Source organism: Bacillus sp. UNCCL81, assembly GCF_900112535.1.
Lineage (GTDB): Bacteria > Bacillota > Bacilli > Bacillales > Bacillaceae_G > Gottfriedia > Gottfriedia luciferensis_B.
This window is the reverse complement of the sequence record NZ_FOMF01000009.1, coordinates 110,181-125,450: the sequence shown is the minus strand read 5'-3', so window position 1 is coordinate 125,450 and position 15,270 is coordinate 110,181. Positions and strand designations below refer to the sequence as shown.

General features: G+C 34.4%; 19 protein-coding genes. All 19 read left to right on the top strand.

The features are described from left to right. The first annotated feature begins 12 nt into the window (after positions 1–12). The 19 genes from BM319_RS18755 (at position 13) to BM319_RS18675 (ending at position 15,160) form a co-directional block, all read left to right on the top strand. Complete coding sequence (locus tag BM319_RS18755; protein ID WP_091024131.1) at positions 13–1,542, top strand: AAA family ATPase; 1,530 nt, start codon at positions 13–15, stop codon at positions 1,540–1,542. Further along, positions 1,535–2,413: a RecT family recombinase gene (locus BM319_RS18750; RefSeq protein ID WP_091024129.1), complete on the top strand. Its 879-nt coding sequence runs from the start codon at positions 1,535–1,537 to the stop codon at positions 2,411–2,413. The genes BM319_RS18755 and BM319_RS18750 overlap by 8 nt, the downstream gene beginning before the upstream one ends. 24 nt (positions 2,414–2,437) lie before the next feature. Continuing rightward, positions 2,438–3,235, top strand: a complete 798-nt coding sequence (locus BM319_RS18745) for a DnaD domain-containing protein (RefSeq protein ID WP_091024127.1) — start codon at positions 2,438–2,440, stop codon at positions 3,233–3,235. Continuing rightward, positions 3,168–3,974 (top strand): ATP-binding protein, encoded by an 807-nt coding sequence (locus tag BM319_RS18740; protein WP_091024125.1) that lies wholly within the window; start codon positions 3,168–3,170, stop codon positions 3,972–3,974. The genes BM319_RS18745 and BM319_RS18740 overlap by 68 nt, the downstream gene beginning before the upstream one ends. A gap of 3 nt (positions 3,975–3,977) precedes the next feature. After that, positions 3,978–4,133, top strand: coding sequence for a hypothetical protein (locus tag BM319_RS24815; RefSeq protein ID WP_175495647.1), 156 nt, complete (start codon positions 3,978–3,980; stop codon positions 4,131–4,133). A 112-nt stretch (positions 4,134–4,245) separates the two neighbouring features. Next, positions 4,246–4,458, top strand: coding sequence for a DUF8096 family protein (locus BM319_RS18735; protein ID WP_091024123.1), 213 nt, complete (start codon positions 4,246–4,248; stop codon positions 4,456–4,458). After that, positions 4,455–4,730: a hypothetical protein gene (locus tag BM319_RS18730; RefSeq protein WP_091024121.1), complete on the top strand. Its 276-nt coding sequence runs from the start codon at positions 4,455–4,457 to the stop codon at positions 4,728–4,730. The genes BM319_RS18735 and BM319_RS18730 overlap by 4 nt, the downstream gene beginning before the upstream one ends. Further along, the gene (locus tag BM319_RS18725; RefSeq protein WP_091024119.1) at positions 4,727–5,149 is read left to right on the top strand and encodes a RusA family crossover junction endodeoxyribonuclease; all 423 of its coding nucleotides are present in this window, start codon (positions 4,727–4,729) and stop codon (positions 5,147–5,149) included. Before BM319_RS18730 ends, BM319_RS18725 begins: the two co-directional genes overlap by 4 nt. A gap of 13 nt (positions 5,150–5,162) precedes the next feature. Continuing rightward, the gene (locus BM319_RS18720; RefSeq protein WP_175495646.1) at positions 5,163–5,861 is read left to right on the top strand and encodes a 2-methylcitrate dehydratase; all 699 of its coding nucleotides are present in this window, start codon (positions 5,163–5,165) and stop codon (positions 5,859–5,861) included. A gap of 228 nt (positions 5,862–6,089) precedes the next feature. Then, on the top strand, positions 6,090–6,431 hold the full coding sequence (locus BM319_RS18715; RefSeq protein WP_091024118.1) for a hypothetical protein: 342 nt from the start codon (positions 6,090–6,092) through the stop codon (positions 6,429–6,431). Positions 6,432–6,436: 5 nt separating this feature from the next. Continuing rightward, complete coding sequence (locus tag BM319_RS18710; protein ID WP_091024117.1) at positions 6,437–6,859, top strand: hypothetical protein; 423 nt, start codon at positions 6,437–6,439, stop codon at positions 6,857–6,859. Between the two features lie 12 nt (positions 6,860–6,871). Next, positions 6,872–7,027 (top strand): DUF6906 family protein, encoded by a 156-nt coding sequence (locus BM319_RS24810; protein WP_175495645.1) that lies wholly within the window; start codon positions 6,872–6,874, stop codon positions 7,025–7,027. Between the two features lie 27 nt (positions 7,028–7,054). Further along, on the top strand, positions 7,055–7,438 hold the full coding sequence (locus tag BM319_RS18705) for an ArpU family phage packaging/lysis transcriptional regulator (protein WP_091024116.1): 384 nt from the start codon (positions 7,055–7,057) through the stop codon (positions 7,436–7,438). Between the two features lie 179 nt (positions 7,439–7,617). Further along, positions 7,618–7,821, top strand: coding sequence for a helix-turn-helix domain-containing protein (locus BM319_RS18700; RefSeq protein WP_091024115.1), 204 nt, complete (start codon positions 7,618–7,620; stop codon positions 7,819–7,821). A 37-nt stretch (positions 7,822–7,858) separates the two neighbouring features. Continuing rightward, on the top strand, positions 7,859–10,237 hold the full coding sequence (gene hsdR / locus BM319_RS18695) for an EcoAI/FtnUII family type I restriction enzme subunit R (RefSeq protein ID WP_091024114.1): 2,379 nt from the start codon (positions 7,859–7,861) through the stop codon (positions 10,235–10,237). Between the two features lie 37 nt (positions 10,238–10,274). Then, on the top strand, positions 10,275–11,744 hold the full coding sequence (locus BM319_RS18690; RefSeq protein WP_091024113.1) for a class I SAM-dependent DNA methyltransferase: 1,470 nt from the start codon (positions 10,275–10,277) through the stop codon (positions 11,742–11,744). Between the two features lies 1 nt (position 11,745). Then, complete coding sequence (locus tag BM319_RS18685; protein WP_091024112.1) at positions 11,746–13,236, top strand: restriction endonuclease subunit S; 1,491 nt, start codon at positions 11,746–11,748, stop codon at positions 13,234–13,236. A 995-nt stretch (positions 13,237–14,231) separates the two neighbouring features. Beyond that, a complete protein-coding gene (locus BM319_RS18680; protein WP_091024111.1) occupies positions 14,232–14,726 on the top strand; it encodes a hypothetical protein in 495 nt (164 codons plus the stop codon). Between the two features lie 59 nt (positions 14,727–14,785). Next, positions 14,786–15,160 carry an HNH endonuclease gene (locus tag BM319_RS18675; RefSeq protein ID WP_091024110.1) on the top strand — a complete coding sequence of 125 codons (375 nt, stop codon included), beginning with the start codon at positions 14,786–14,788 and terminating at the stop codon, positions 15,158–15,160. Positions 15,161–15,270 lie beyond the last annotated feature (110 nt).

The following is a 15,270-nucleotide window of genomic DNA, read 5'->3' as shown; positions in this document are numbered from 1 at the left end:
ACGGAGGGAACTATGAAAATTTCATTCGAGTTTATACAAGTAATTAATTTTAAAAACCATAAGGATTTAGCTATCAATCTTAAAGACATTACAAATATTGAAGGTCGTAACGGTGCTGGTAAATCAACAATAGGTGATGCGCCAACATGGTTATTATTCGGTACTGATATCAATGGCAATAAATTAGATCCTAAACCGATTGGTGAAGATGATGCAGAAACTACGGTTTTACTAGTTCTAAATGTAGACGGAAAAGAATTTCAGTTAGCTAAATCACAAAAGAAAACAGCTAAATACTTTATCAATGAAGTGCCAGAAAAAGCTACAAAATTTAATGAACTTGTCAGTGAGTTGTTTGATAAAGATTTATTCTTATCGATTTTCAATCCTACTTATTTTTCTAGCCAAAATTGGCAGGACCAAAGAAAACAGTTGCTACAGTACGTTCCAGAACCATTAAACAAAGAAGTATTTGCGGAGCTTCATGAAATGTCCGTAAGCATATTAGAAGCGGAATTTAAAAAACATAACATAGATGATTTAGAAAAAATACATCGTGATCAATACAACAAATTGGACAAGTCTTCCGAACGTGCTGGAGAAAGAGTAGTTACATTACGCGAGCAATTAGAAAAATTTAAGTTCGATAACTTAGATCGAGTAAACGAAAAGACATTACAGCAATTAGAAGTTCAAAAATCTGAAATTAATAAATTACAATCTCAAAATCAACAAGTTACTAACAAGATATCCACAATTAGAGCAAAGATGTCTACTTTATATACTCAGTTAAAAAGACAAAGAGAAAAAGTGATGGACATTAAAAACGAAGAAATCAATATAAATTGTAGTACTTGCGGTCAATCATTAAATGAAGAATCCATCGGAAAAGTAAAGAAGAATAAACAACTGGTTTTCTCTAAAGAAGTTGAGTACGGAAAAGAGCTATCAGCTGAATATTCGCAATTTAAAATGGAGTTAGAAGAACTTGAAAACACTAATCAGATTCCAATTGACCAGGACTTATTAGAGCAAATCAACAATGAAATTATTCAAATCAAAACTCAATTAAATCAAGTGAATCAGGTGGAACGACTTAAAGCTGAATTAATTGATGCTGAAGCTAATAAAGAAGATATCCGCACCAAGCGAAACAAGTCATTAGCAATCATCGATGCAATTAAAGAATTTAGAACAAAGCGTTCTGAATTGATGGTTAAAAAGATTGATTCATTATTTACGAATATCTCAGTTAAGTTGTTTGAGCAATTGAAGAACGGTGAAGAAAGAGCAACTTTTGAAATCGAAATGCATGGTAGACCTTTCAGTAAGTTATCAACTGCAGAACGCATTAAATGTGGTTTAGAACTTAGTGAAGTTCTATTGAAGCAATCTGAATTGATCGCTCCAACATTTGTAGATAATGCAGAATCGATTCTTAAATTCTCAAAACCTACTGGTCAGCTGATTGTAGCAAGAGTAGTAGACACAGATTTTAATATAAAAACTATTCAATTAGAGGAGGAAGTTGTAAATGTCTAATCAAGTAGCAGTTTCAAACACACAAGCAGTAGTAGGTACCTTCACACAAAACGAGCTGGATACTTTAAAGCACACAATCGCGGTAGGTACATCAAATGAACAGTTCGCTTTATTCGTTCAAACATGTGTTAATTCAGGTCTTAATCCTTTCTTAAATCAGATTTACTGCATTGTATACGGTGGAAAAATGAGCATTCAAGTAGCAGTTGAAGGTGTGCTTGCATTAGCTCGTAAACAACCAGGATTTAAAGGTGTAGATGTTGAGCTAGTTCATGAGAATGATGATTTCAAATACAATCCAGCTAGTAAAGAAATTACTCACTCAGTTGGATTCCCACGCGGAAAAGTTATAGGTGGATATGCAATTGCAAAGAAAGAGAACTTTACTGATGTTGTAACGCTAATGGAAGTAAGTGAAGTTGAACATATGACAAAAGGTAATAACAAAAATATGTGGACTAACTACTTTAATGACATGTTCAAAAAGCACATTATGAAACGTGCAGCAAAGCTTCAATACGGTATTGAAATTGCTGAAGACGAACAAATCGGTTCAAGTTCAGTAGATGAAGCTACATCTGGTTATCGTAAAGAAATTACTCCTAATCAGATTCAAATTGCTGAAGGTGAAGTAATTGATCCAGAGGATGAAATGAAATCACGCTGGAGTGAAATTAAAAGTAAACAAGTTAAATACAGTCTAAGTGAAGATGAACTTAAGAACATAATCAAAGTCAATTTCAATAAAGTAGCGAAAGAACTTACACTGCAGCAATTGGTTGGCTTATCAAAACTAATCGATTTAGAGGGCAAGAAAAAGAAAACTTCAGAACCAGAAGAGATTACTTTTGATGATTTAGACGAGTTTTAATCCACAACTTAGAAGGAGGATCATATGGCTGGTTGGATATCACTTCATAGGAAGGTCAGAGACCATTGGCTCTATAAAGAAAAAAGAGTCTTCTCTAAATTCGAAGCGTGGGTTGACCTTCTTATGGAGGTTAACCACCAAGATAATAAAGTTCTCTTAGGGAATGAATTAATCGAGGTAAAACGCGGTCAAACAATCACTTCAATGAGGAAATTATGTGACCGTTGGGGATGGAGTAATACGAAAGTAAAACAGTTTTTAACTCTGTTACAAAATGATGGGATGATTGCCTATAAAAGCGACACAAAAAAGACGGTTATAACCATTGCTAATTATGAGCATTTCCAGAATATGAGTGATGAAAAAACATCACAAAACACTCACGGAAACGACACGAAACAGACACGAAAACATACAAACAATAATGATAATAATGATAACAATGAAAATAAGGATATATCTACTACTACTGGAATTAATCCTGAATACGGAGAATTAATAACTATTTTTGAAAACAACATCGGAATGATTGCAGGAACGATTAATGAAGAAACTTATTATGAATTTTATCAATTGCTCGGAAAAGATTTAGTAGTACATGCCATAAGAAAAGCTACTGAAAGAAATAAAAGAAGTTTTGGATATGTTAAGTCCATATTAAATAGTTGGATAAAAGCTAACTGCAAAACGGTAGCTGATGCTAACGCATTTGATCAACAACATTTTAGTCAAAATAAAAAAGGGGTGAACCGAGTTGGAAAGCCTACAATCGATACTAAAAAATACGACTTCTCAAACATCACCGTCAACACAAGGGAATAGATGTGATGAGTGTGGTAGGAAAGTAAAGATTCAAATAGATGGTGAAGAAAAGTGCTGGTACTGCGAAGTTGTTCTAAGAGAAGACAAGCAAATTGTATCATCGATGAATCTTCAAAACGAGAAACAAAAAATTATTAATCTTTATCGTGGTTTTGAAGACAGCAGTTTTATTAATCCAGAATTAAAGAAAGCAACGTTTAATAACTACAAAGTGGAAACTAAAGACCAAATTAATGCATTAAGGTTCTGTGAATCCTATGTAAGTCGTTTTAAAGGTGATAAACCAGAAAACTTATTTTTATATGGAACTCCTGGTATTGGTAAAAGTCATTTATCTGTATCTATTACGAAAGAATTGATGAAAAAAGGGATCGCAGCTGCATTCATTCCAGCTCCTAAAATATTCACTAAGATTAAAGAAACGTGGTCGAAGAATTCAATTATAAGTGAATCGGAATTTTTAAGGTCGTTAGCAACTATTGATTGTTTAGTAATTGACGATATTGGAACGGAATACAGAAGTAACAAATTGGATGAAGAAGATTCGTGGGCAAAGAAAAAGCTATTTGAAGTAATAGATAGTCGAGTCGGTCGTTCAACAATTTATACAAGTAACTATGATCCTAACAATCTATTAGAAATGTATGGTGAACGGGATTTTAGTCGAATGATTCAGCATACAACGATTTTGGAAATGTATGGTCAAAATAATCGAATGAAAAATATTAAAGAGGGTTAAGGTATGTGCTCAAAAGTAATTGAAGTTTATCCAGGTGTAATTCAATTTCAATCATGTTCGTGTAGTGATTGCTTAGCAAAGAAAGAAGCATCTAAAGAGTTTTATAAAAAATTCGATACTCTTTATGAGCAATTCCAACTTAAAAAAGGAAGCTCCTGATGAGCCAATCAATCAGGAGCTAGGAGTTGCGTGATAAATGCCTCTTGGACAAGGCTTGGTCTAATTATATACAAGAAAACTTTAAAATATACCTAATTTTTCGGAGGAGTTCATGAAAAAGAAGGGCTGGAATGACTTATTCAAAACAGATGAGATAAAAACGGATGAACAAGAAATTGTTCGTCCAGGCATCTGTACAAATTGTGAACATGGTTCTTTCAAATTAAAAATTGTTAAACATCGCTTACTTAGAGGTTGTAAGAAGTGTGGCGAGGTTATAGATCCGGAAAATATGAAGGTACTTAGGAAGGGGAAAATTCAATGATTATTACTACAACTACTGAATTAATTGCTAAATGCTTATCCCGTACAGAAAGTTTTGCAGTAAAAGAATTCTTCAACGCGATTAAAGGTGAAGAAAAAGGAAAAATGAGCATGAGAACCTTATCAGCAACTAATTCAATAACTGTAGCTGCACTTAGAAAATTAGAGATAGTTGGAATTCTTAAGACTCGTAGTTTAGGAGCTAAGGGTACACGTTATCAGATTCTAAACATGTGTGCTCTTAAAGATGTTGTAAGGAATTTAAACATATGAGTAATCAGATTAATTTCACAATATATGGAGAGCCAGTTGCACAGGGTAGACCAAAATTTACTACGTTTGGTGGAAATGTTAGAGCATACGATCCAAAAAAATCAAAGGATTTTAAAGAGTACTGCAAACTAGCTGCAGCTGATTATAGACCAGAACAACTTTTAGAAGGCCCATTAGAGTTAGAAGTTAAAGTTTATAAATCCATTTTAAAAAGTTTTTCTAAGAAAAAAGCAATTGCAGCAGAGCAAGGTATTTTAAGGCCAACAACTAAGCCAGATGTAGACAACTATGTCAAAGGAGTTAAGGATGCTCTTAAATCAATCATCTGGAAAGATGACAGCCAAGTAGTAGAGCTGACAGTTAGTAAATGGTATAGCGAAGTACCGCGCATTGAAGTATCTATTAATCAATTATTCTAGGAGGATTATTTAAATGGCATACGTTGAATTTAATGCATTAGTTAAAAAGGTAAATCTTAAACCAAAGGGTGTAAAAGAAATTGTTTTAGAAATTAACGGTACTGCTTTAGATGGCAAGTTAGACCAGCTCTCAGAAATGATTGACCAAAAAGTCGAAGTGAATTTGGATTCGTTAGTGGTTAATTACAACGTCACTATTAATGCTAAAACAAATAAACCTATCACTGAATACAAGGTTGATGATAAAGGTGTTGTTTCAGAGGTACAGCCTACACATGAACAATTAGAAGCAGATTTGGAACTACCACCTGAAAAGGTTAAAACACGAATTGAAGAAGAGCAATTGGATCGTGAAATTGTAGATAACTTCATATTGAGTGGATTATCACCAAACTACACTGATTTACCATATGATTTTGCAAACATTGTAAAACGAAAAATCGAAGGTGAATCATACTATAAATTGGCCAATGAACTTGGAATTTCTTCTGGAAAGATTGTTGAATTTGTGGACGAGTATCGTAAACGTGTAGCTGCATCTGCTGTTGCATGGCATGAATGGAAAGAAAATCAAGAAACAAGCTCTACAAGTGAAGAAGTAGTCGCTCCAGAAGAACAAGTTTCTGAAACGGTTGAAGAAACTGAAGTGGAATCTTCTGATAAAGAAGGTGATGAAATAGATTTTGAATCATTTGATAACGAAGAATTTTAATTGAACATGCAGGAGGTTTTTCCTCCTGCTTTTATAAAATCGAATTGGGGTGGATTTCGTGTTTAAAAGGCTCATAGAGAAGTTTTTTAATAAGGCAATAGGAAAGTACCCAAAAGCCCAAAATGAATCAAAATCAGTAGAAATCCCAAAGGATTACGAAGAGATTTTCGAAGGTGATCCCCAACTAGGTAATGAGAGCAATCTAATTTATTTCAAGAGGTGAGTTAATTGGAAACTTGCAAATATCCTGGATGTGGATATAAGGCTGATTTTATATCAAAAATCCATTGTCGTATCAATCATGGTATGGAACGTGAAGAGATTGAAAAGGCATTCGGCCAAGGTACGGAAATAAAAAATAATCGCGCAAAGATGAGTTTAATGAAATGGATTCCAACAAAAGCACAAATCAAACGTGCTGCAAAGTATGGAGTTAGCGAATCAAATCTTAAAAACCGAGGTAGTTTAGGCTGGGATCCAGAGAGAGCAATTACTACTCCTATTTATTCGTTGAATGAAGCTGGTCGTAACGGTGCTAAAAAATCTGATTTTAGTTTTAAAGGGAGGTAGAAGAAATGAAAAGACAATTCAAGCCAAATAACCAGGTTAAACACTTTGAAAACAAGGCTAAGAGGTATTTAGCGATTGGTAAATGGCATGAACAAAGATATGATAGCGCCAAGTTAGATTTGAATTTCTTACAAGAACGTTTTGATAGTAAGAACAAAGAGCATGAGCAATTATACAGCCAATTTCATGGGTTAAGAAATGAATACTTTGAGCAAAAAGATGAGCTCATCAAAGTAAACCAAGAGATTCTTCACTATCAAAAGAGAATTGAGGAGCAAATGATCCGTTTTAATAAAAATGAAAGTGAACTTATAAAAGAAGTTATGGATATGGAAAATAGGAAAGCTCTAAAAGATAAACAACTACTTGCAGTTAGTATATGGTTCGTGATTTATGTAGCGTTTGATATCGTTGGATATTTTATTTGAGGAGTGAGGGATATGAAACAAGGTAAACGTCCAACCAGAAGACAAGCTATTTTAATAAAATCATATGGTTTAAAGCATGAGAATTGGCTAATCGTTAAAAACTTACCAGATGAATTGCATATTGCACATAGGGAGACTGGTAGCAAAAAGGTTGTACCAAATACTTAACAACTCCTAAGTTGAAGGAGGTTTAACATGAATACTGAACAGCTTTTATTTATCGATGAAATAGATGAGAAAAAAATTAGAAAAGCAGTTATTAAGCAATTAAAACGATTCAAAGCATTAAGGGTTGCAGTACAAAATAAAGATGAACAATTAGCTGAAGGTGTGGAAAATCCATTTCCAAAAATCTTTGATAATGAAAAGGAAAAGCGATTAAAAGTAAAGCAAATGGAACGGGCTTTAGAATATGCTCTAGATGATATTGAACGTACGATAATAAAAAGAAAATATTTGTCGTCAAACCGAGATAAAGATATTAACATATACATGGACTTAGGTATTAATAAAGATCAATTTTACGAATATAAAAAACAAGCTATTTTTTCTATTGCTGAGGCACTCAATATTGTTTGAGTGCTTTTACTTATGATAAATGTAAATTTAAGGGACTTATTCAACTAAATGACAGATTAGTTTAAGTGAAATTACAAAATGCAAAACGACCTTACATTATCGTAAGGTTTTCTCTATTTTTCGTTTGATAACGTGTTATAATTTAATTGTCTTTTTTACATAGCTAAGGGGGATTAGGTATGGTTATAAACTATGATAAGTTGTGGAAACTTTTGATTGACAAAAAAATGAATAAAACTGAGTTAAAGGATCAGGCTGGAATAACTTACAATATATTAGCTCGCCTTGGAAAATGCCAACCTGTAAATCTAGAAAGCTTGTATAAAATTTGCAAGTGCCTCGACTGCAACATTGGAGACATTATTGAATTTGAAATGGTATAAGCGATATTATGAAAAATAGGGTGAAGGGGTAGTGCTAATGGGAAAGAGAAATTTATCTGAAGAAGATATCAAAGCAAGATATATTACACCGGCAATCACTAATGTGGGCTGGGACATAAATAAGCAAGTTAGACTTGAATACGCCTTTACGGCTGGTAGAATCATACTTCGTGGAAATGTAACTGCCAGAGGAAAAAAGAAAAGAGCGGACTATGTACTTTTTTACAAAAAAAACTTTCCTTTAGCAGTCATAGAAGCAAAAGATAATAATCATCCGGTAGGAGCTGGCTTACAGCAAGGGATCGAATATGCGAAAGCACTGGACATATCCTACGTCTACGCATCAAATGGTGATGGTTTTGTGGAGCAGAACTTGATTACTGGTGAAGTAAAAGAACTAAGACTCGAAGAATTTCCATCACCAGAAGAATTATACCAAAGATATTTAATTGATAAGAATATCAATAAGGCTGAAGAAAAGGTTATCTTAGAGCCCTATTATTATGTTCCTAATTATAAAACACCTAGATATTATCAAAGGGTCGCAATCAATAGAACAGTTGATGCCGTTGCCAAAGGACAAAAACGTGTGCTTTTAGTTAGTGCTACAGGTACCGGTAAAACCTTTATGACCTTCCAAATTATCTATAGGTTGTGGAATTCAGGTTTAAAGAAAAGGATCCTTTTCTTAGCAGACCGTAATGTACTGGTTGACCAGACTATTTCAGGAGACTTCAGGCCTTTTAGTGGGAAGATGACAAAGGTGAAGAATAAAGATCTTGATAGTTCCTACGAGATATATTTAGCTCTTTATCAGCAGCTTACTGGTGACGATGGAGAAGAGACGTTCCGTCAGTTCCAGCCGAACTTCTTTGATTTAATTGTGATAGATGAGTGCCATAGAGGGAGTGCAAAGGAAGAATCAGCATGGAGAAAGGTTCTGGATTATTTTTCATCTGCTACTCACATTGGTTGTACAGCAACACCAATTGAAACAAAAGATGCCTCAAGCCAGACTTACTTTGGTGAGCCCATTTATGAGTACTCTTTAAAACAAGGAATCAATGATGGCTTCTTGGCGCCTTATAAAGTCATTAGAATTGGTCTTGATAAAGATTTAGAAGGTTATCGACCGGAAGCAGGAAAGATTGATAAATATGGCTATGAAATAGAGGATAGAGAGTACAATATAAAAGACTTTGAACGATCTCTTGTGATTGATGATCGCACACGAGTCATAGCATCTAAAATCACTGAGTTCTTAAAGAAAACCGATCGCTTTAGTAAAACAATTGTATTCTGTGTGGACATTGAACACGCCGAACGTATGAGGCAAGCACTTATTAATGAAAATAAAGACTTGTATGCGGAAAATGATAAATACATCATGCGTATTACGGGGGATAATGACGAAGGAAAAGCACAACTAGAATACTTTATTGATGAAGAAAGTGATTATCCTGTTATCGCAGTAACGAGTAAGCTTATGACTACCGGTGTGGATGCGAAAATGTGTAAGTTGATTGTTTTGGAAAATAACATCAATAGCATGACCGAATTTAAGCAGATTATTGGTCGTGGTACAAGACTTCTTGAAGAATATGGTAAGACCTACTTTACCATTATGGACTTTCGTAATTCCAGCCGACTCTTTGCTGACTCTGCCTTTGATGGCAAACCAGAGGTGGTTATTGAACTTGATGGGGATGAACCTGTGGATGAACCAGTCCCTCCGACAGATGGAGGCGAAGAAGGCACGGGAGAAGATACTGGTAATAATGGTGTCAAAGAAGACAATGGTGAGGGTGGAACTGGGGACACACCATCTTTTAATGATGAGGGTGAAGATAAACCTCGCAAATATTATGTAGGGGATGTTACCGTTCGAGTCCTTTCAGAGAGAGTCCAATATGTCGATAAGGATGGAAAGCTCATCACTGAAAGTCTGACTGACTACACAAGGAAAAATATACTAGAGCAATATGCAAGGCTGGATGATTTCTTGAGAACATGGACAGAAGCAGAAAAGAAACAAGCCATCATTGATGAATTACAAGACAGTGGTGTACTGTTAGATGCGGTCAGAGAAGAATTGGGCAAAACGGAGCTAGATGATTTTGATCTCATTTGTCACTTGGCTTACGATAAACCACCGCTAACAAAAAAAGAACGTGCGGAGAATGTGAAGAAACGTCACTATCTGTACAAGTACTCTGATGTTGCTCAGCAAGTCATTGAAGCACTTCTTGATAAGTACGCTAATGATGGCATAAAAGAGATTGAAGATACAAAGGTACTTCAACTAAAGGAATTTGCCAAAATTGGTAGTCCGATGAAAATAGTCAAAGCCTTTGGTGGAAAAGAAGCATATCTTAAGGCAGTAAAAGAACTAGAGAATGAAATTTATTACGCATAAAAAAAACAAACAATAGTAGACGAGGTAGGAATCAGTTATGGCGATTAGTAATTTTGTCAAAAGAATTCAAGATGTTATGCGAAATGACTCAGGTGTTAATGGAGATGCCCAGAGAATTGAGCAAATTGTGTGGATTCTTTTCTTAAAAATATATGATGCAAAGGAAGAAGCATGGGAGCTTTATGATGACAACTTCAAGTCAATTATTCCAGAAGGTTTAAAATGGAGAGATTGGGCAGTTGATCGAAAAGACGGTGAGGCCCTTACAGGAGATGCTTTACTCGATTTTGTAAACAACAAACTGTTTCCTACGCTTAAGAATTTAGAAATTGATGAAGAAACACCGATGAGTCAAATCATTGTAAAATCCGCTTTTGAAGATGCCAACAACTATCAAAAAGACGGTGTTCTCCTACGTCAAGTAATCAATGTTATTGATGAAATTGATTTTACAGAATATAAAGAGCGCCATGAATTCGGTACAATCTATGAATCGTTCCTTAAGGACTTACAGAGTGCAGGAAATGCCGGTGAGTTCTATACACCAAGAGCGGTCACAGACTTTATGGTTGAAGTGGTTAAACCTGAATTAGGAGAAAAAATCGGAGACTTCGCTTGTGGTACTGGGGGCTTCTTGACATCTGCTTTAACAGCACTTGATAAACAAGTTGGAAACTCTCTTGAAAATAGAGAAATCTATAATAAGTCTGTGTATGGAATTGAAAAGAAGGCATTGCCGCATATGCTGTGTGTAACCAATATGCTGATTCATGATATTGATGATCCTAACATCCTTCATGGGAATGCATTAGAAATAGACTACAAAGAGCTACGTAAAATGGAGCCTTTTGATGTAATTCTAATGAATCCGCCTTATGGAGGAAGTGAAAAAGAAAGTGTCAAAGTCAATTTCCCAATGGAGCTAAGAAGTTCTGAAACTGCGGATTTATTCATGAATGTGATTATGTACCGATTAAAGAAAAATGGTAGAGCAGCAGTTATCATTCCAGATGGATTCCTGTTCGGTACAGATAATGCCAAATTTAATATCAAGAAGAAGTTATTCAGTGAATTTAATCTCCACACAGTTGTAAGGATGCCGCATAGTGTGTTTGCTCCGTATACACCTATTAGAACGAATATCTTGTTCTTCGACAATACAGAAACTACAAAAGAAACATGGTTCTATCGTGTGGATATGCCAGAAGGGTATAAAAACTTCTCTAAGACTAGACCGATGAAGCTGGAACACTTCAATGAAGCTCTAGCATGGTGGGATAACAGAGAAGAAATTGAAGTTGATGGCTTTGCTAAAACGAAGAAATATACTATCGATGAAATTATAAATCGAAGCTATAATATCGACCTTTGTGGATTCCCTCATGAGGAAGAAGTAATCTTAGAGCCAATGGACTTGATTCAACAGTATCAAGAAAAACGAGCTTCTCTAAATGCTGAAATCGACCATGTATTAGACCAGATTAGTTCTATGCTTGGAGGTAATTAGGATGCATGGACGAGACTTAAAAAACAGTATTCTTCAACTTGCGATACAGGGAAAACTTGTAGAGCAGCGAGAAGAAGAAGGAACTGCGAAAGAATTATTAGAAAAAATAGAAGCTGAAAAAAAGAGGCTGATCAAAGAAGGAAAGATTAAAAAAGAAAAGAAGCTTTCCGAAATAAAAGAGAATGAAGTATTATTTGATATTCCAGAATCTTGGCAGTGGACTCGGATTTCTAACATAGCTGATATGTATACTGGGAACAGTATTCCTAAAAATGTAAAAGAAAATAAGTATTCAAAAGTTAAAGAAGGATACGATTATATCGGAACAAAAGATGTAGGTTTTGATTATAAAATAGATTATGACAATGGGATAAAGATCCCCTACGAGGAAGAAAAGTTCAGAAATTCTTTTAAAGATTCAATACTGATGTGTATTGAAGGAGGTAGCGCTGGTAGGAAAATAGGAATCTTAGATAAGCAAGTATGCTTCGGTAATAAATTATGTTCATTTAATCTCATATTTGGAGAACCTAAATTTTTATATTATTACCTACAGAGTCCTATGTTTTTTCAAGCTTTTAGAGATGAAATGACAGGCATTATTGGTGGTGTAAGTATAGCTAAACTAAAAAGTATCGTTATGCCTATACCCCCACTCGAAGAACAAAAGCGTATCGTAGAAAAAATCGAAGAACTTATGACTTATGTAAATCAATATGATAAAGCCTATTCAGAAGTAGAGGAACTGAATAAGAAGTTCCCGGAGGATATGCAAAAATCTATTTTGCAATATGCCATCCAAAGTAAGCTTGTTGAACAGCTAGAAGAGGAGGGTACTGCAGAAGAACTGTATCAGCAGATTCAAGAAGAAAAGAAAAACTTAATCAAAGAAGGTAAGATTAAAAAAAACCAAGTATTTTCAGAGATTACAGAGGAAGAGATTCCATTCGACATCCCTGAGAATTGGAAGTGGGTTAGGCTTATTGATATATTACTTGTAAAACCTACAAATGGTTACTCGCCAAAAGGAGTTAGCTATGAAACAAAAGTTAAAAATTTAACTTTAACAGCTACCACATCTGGGACATTTAATAAAACTGCTTATAAGTATGTTGATATTGAAATTAAGGATGATTCACTGTACTGGTTAAAACATAATGATTTACTTATTCAACGTAGTAATTCAAGAGAATATGTAGGTACAAGTTGTATTTATACTGGTGAAGATAATGAGTTCATATATCCTGATTTGATAATGAGGATGAGAGTTCATCCGATAATATTATTGGAGTATATTGATTATGTGCTTAAAGCGCCTTTTAGCAGAAAATATTTTAAAGAAAGTGCCTCTGGAACCTCAGAAAGTATGCCAAAGATTAATCAAAATACAGTAAGTAATGCATTAATTCCACTTCCTCCACTAGAAGAACAAAAACGGATAGTAGAGAAGATAGAAGAACTCTTACCCTTTACAAAACAACTAGTCAAGTAAGATGATTAAAAATACCCTAGGGGTGGTCAAATCTCTACACCTTTCAATATGACGACCGCGTCCGGCCAACACGCGAAAATTGCATAATTCGATAGGGGGTACCCCTAAACCGCTAAAATAAAGCCACATAGCCTTGTAAACCTTGATATTTAAGGGTTTGCGGGTTATGTGGCTATTTTTATTTCGTGCAAAAGATAAGAATAAATGAGGTAGCTTCGTTTTCTATAAAGAATTCAAAGGTATTCATTCATCCGAGGTCAGAATATGAATTAGCGCTACCGTTTGTTTAACAAACAAAACGAAGACTAGGATAAATAGGCTTAAAATAGGAATGACAAAATATTGAAATTCAATTCGAATTAATGATTATTTAGAGTGAGATAAAATTTCTTATGCAACTAACGGAGTGCACTAGTTGTATAAGTAATAATTTAGTCATTCACATCGAGGGTGGCTTTTTTATTTTTTCTTCAACAAAAAACCGACAAAATCTAGATAAAAGTGAGGACAAAATCGGGGATATTTCAGGGGAAGTTTTGAATTACCATAAAAAGTAAACTTTTCTTATCAGCTTAATTAAGTTGATGGGAGAAGCATAACCTCCTGTATCAATTATGTAACTCGATTAATCGATGGTACTAGGTACCTTAGCAGCTAGTCTGCATAGGTTGAGGCGAGGCAGGAGTTAAGAGTACTCCAATGTTTTATTCTTTGTAAACTAGCTCTGTTAGAGAGGTTCCCCCTTCCCCTCATCTTTACTAATGGGTCTAGTTTAGAGTGAATAATTAAAAGGAATGAAGGTGATGGAAAGAAATAGATATTCGTTATAGAATAATATTATTATTAAAAAATTTAGGAGGTTTAACCAATGAATGATCCAGGTGGCGGTGGGCACTAAATCAAATGATAGGGCATTCACTTTTGTGAGTGTCTTTTTACCTTAACAGCCCTTCTAATTGTCCGATTTATATTATGTATTTAAAAGGTGGATTAAAATGAATATAGATGTAATTAATATAGTCGTAACTGGATTGACTGGTTTAATAGGTGCTGGGATAGGTAGTGCGACAACGTATAAAGCAACAAAGGTTAGTATAGATAATCAAAATAAAATGCAAGAACTTGAGAAAAAAGAAAAACAAGAATTTGCATTTGAGATCATTAAAACGTTTTTATCACTAGAGATTGAAGAGAATTTCAAGAAATTAAGGTACTTAGAAGAATATTTGGATAAAGATCTAAGATTTCTTAGTAAGTATCAAATTGGTCTAACTAATGACCTTATTTTTAAGGAGTTTGAAGCAGTAAAATACGATTTATTGAAATATAGTGATGAACTAACAAGGTCAGTTATATACGCATACAACGTATTTAAAGTAATAGATACTAGAACTTATGTATCAGATTTGAAAAAGTATGAGTTTGAGTTAATTAAGTCTATATATAATAATAAGGAAAAATTACTTAACCAAATAAATAATCAAGTCTAAGGCACCAATAAGGTGCTTTTTTTATTTTATATAAGTCATTAGCAAAAGAGGTGTATAGGATGGCATATAAGCCACTTCGACCATGCAACAAACATGGTTGTTCTAATTTAACAAGGACATCTTATTGTGAACAACACCAACATATTCAAGAAGAAATAAATAATAAACGTGCTAAACGATACGATCAAAACAAGCGTGACCAACTAAGTAAATCATTCTATGACTCTACCTTATGGAAGAAGGTAAGAGACTCAGTAATGAGAAGAGACCTTGGCCTATGTCAGCAATGTAAACGAGAAGATAAAATAACCTTGGCTGATGTAGTCCATCATATAGTAGAGATTAAAGTGGATTGGAATAAGAGATTAGATAAGAATAATCTCGAATCATTATGTCATGCTTGTCATAACAAGGTGGACCATAAGAAGCATTAGGATGGCTCGTACCGAAAGGATAGCTTGTCCTGGACAAAATGGTATTCGGACAAGAGGTAGGGGTGTCCAAAAAGCTAGGACTAGTGCCTGTAATACCGTGTATCCAATCG

Coding starts and splice junctions, on each gene's coding strand:
- BM319_RS18685 (WP_091024112.1), top strand. CDS start 11,746: ATGCATGGACGAGACTTAAAAAACAGTATTCTTCAACTTGCGATACAG.
- hsdR (WP_091024114.1), top strand. CDS start 7,859: ATGGGAAAGAGAAATTTATCTGAAGAAGATATCAAAGCAAGATATATT.
- BM319_RS18705 (WP_091024116.1), top strand. CDS start 7,055: ATGAATACTGAACAGCTTTTATTTATCGATGAAATAGATGAGAAAAAA.
- BM319_RS18750 (WP_091024129.1), top strand. CDS start 1,535: ATGTCTAATCAAGTAGCAGTTTCAAACACACAAGCAGTAGTAGGTACC.
- BM319_RS18675 (WP_091024110.1), top strand. CDS start 14,786: ATGGCATATAAGCCACTTCGACCATGCAACAAACATGGTTGTTCTAAT.
- BM319_RS24815 (WP_175495647.1), top strand. CDS start 3,978: ATGTGCTCAAAAGTAATTGAAGTTTATCCAGGTGTAATTCAATTTCAA.
- BM319_RS18720 (WP_175495646.1), top strand. CDS start 5,163: ATGGCATACGTTGAATTTAATGCATTAGTTAAAAAGGTAAATCTTAAA.
- BM319_RS18710 (WP_091024117.1), top strand. CDS start 6,437: ATGAAAAGACAATTCAAGCCAAATAACCAGGTTAAACACTTTGAAAAC.
- BM319_RS18725 (WP_091024119.1), top strand. CDS start 4,727: ATGAGTAATCAGATTAATTTCACAATATATGGAGAGCCAGTTGCACAG.
- BM319_RS24810 (WP_175495645.1), top strand. CDS start 6,872: ATGAAACAAGGTAAACGTCCAACCAGAAGACAAGCTATTTTAATAAAA.
- BM319_RS18735 (WP_091024123.1), top strand. CDS start 4,246: ATGAAAAAGAAGGGCTGGAATGACTTATTCAAAACAGATGAGATAAAA.
- BM319_RS18730 (WP_091024121.1), top strand. CDS start 4,455: ATGATTATTACTACAACTACTGAATTAATTGCTAAATGCTTATCCCGT.
- BM319_RS18690 (WP_091024113.1), top strand. CDS start 10,275: ATGGCGATTAGTAATTTTGTCAAAAGAATTCAAGATGTTATGCGAAAT.
- BM319_RS18700 (WP_091024115.1), top strand. CDS start 7,618: ATGGTTATAAACTATGATAAGTTGTGGAAACTTTTGATTGACAAAAAA.
- BM319_RS18755 (WP_091024131.1), top strand. CDS start 13: ATGAAAATTTCATTCGAGTTTATACAAGTAATTAATTTTAAAAACCAT.
- BM319_RS18745 (WP_091024127.1), top strand. CDS start 2,438: ATGGCTGGTTGGATATCACTTCATAGGAAGGTCAGAGACCATTGGCTC.
- BM319_RS18680 (WP_091024111.1), top strand. CDS start 14,232: ATGAATATAGATGTAATTAATATAGTCGTAACTGGATTGACTGGTTTA.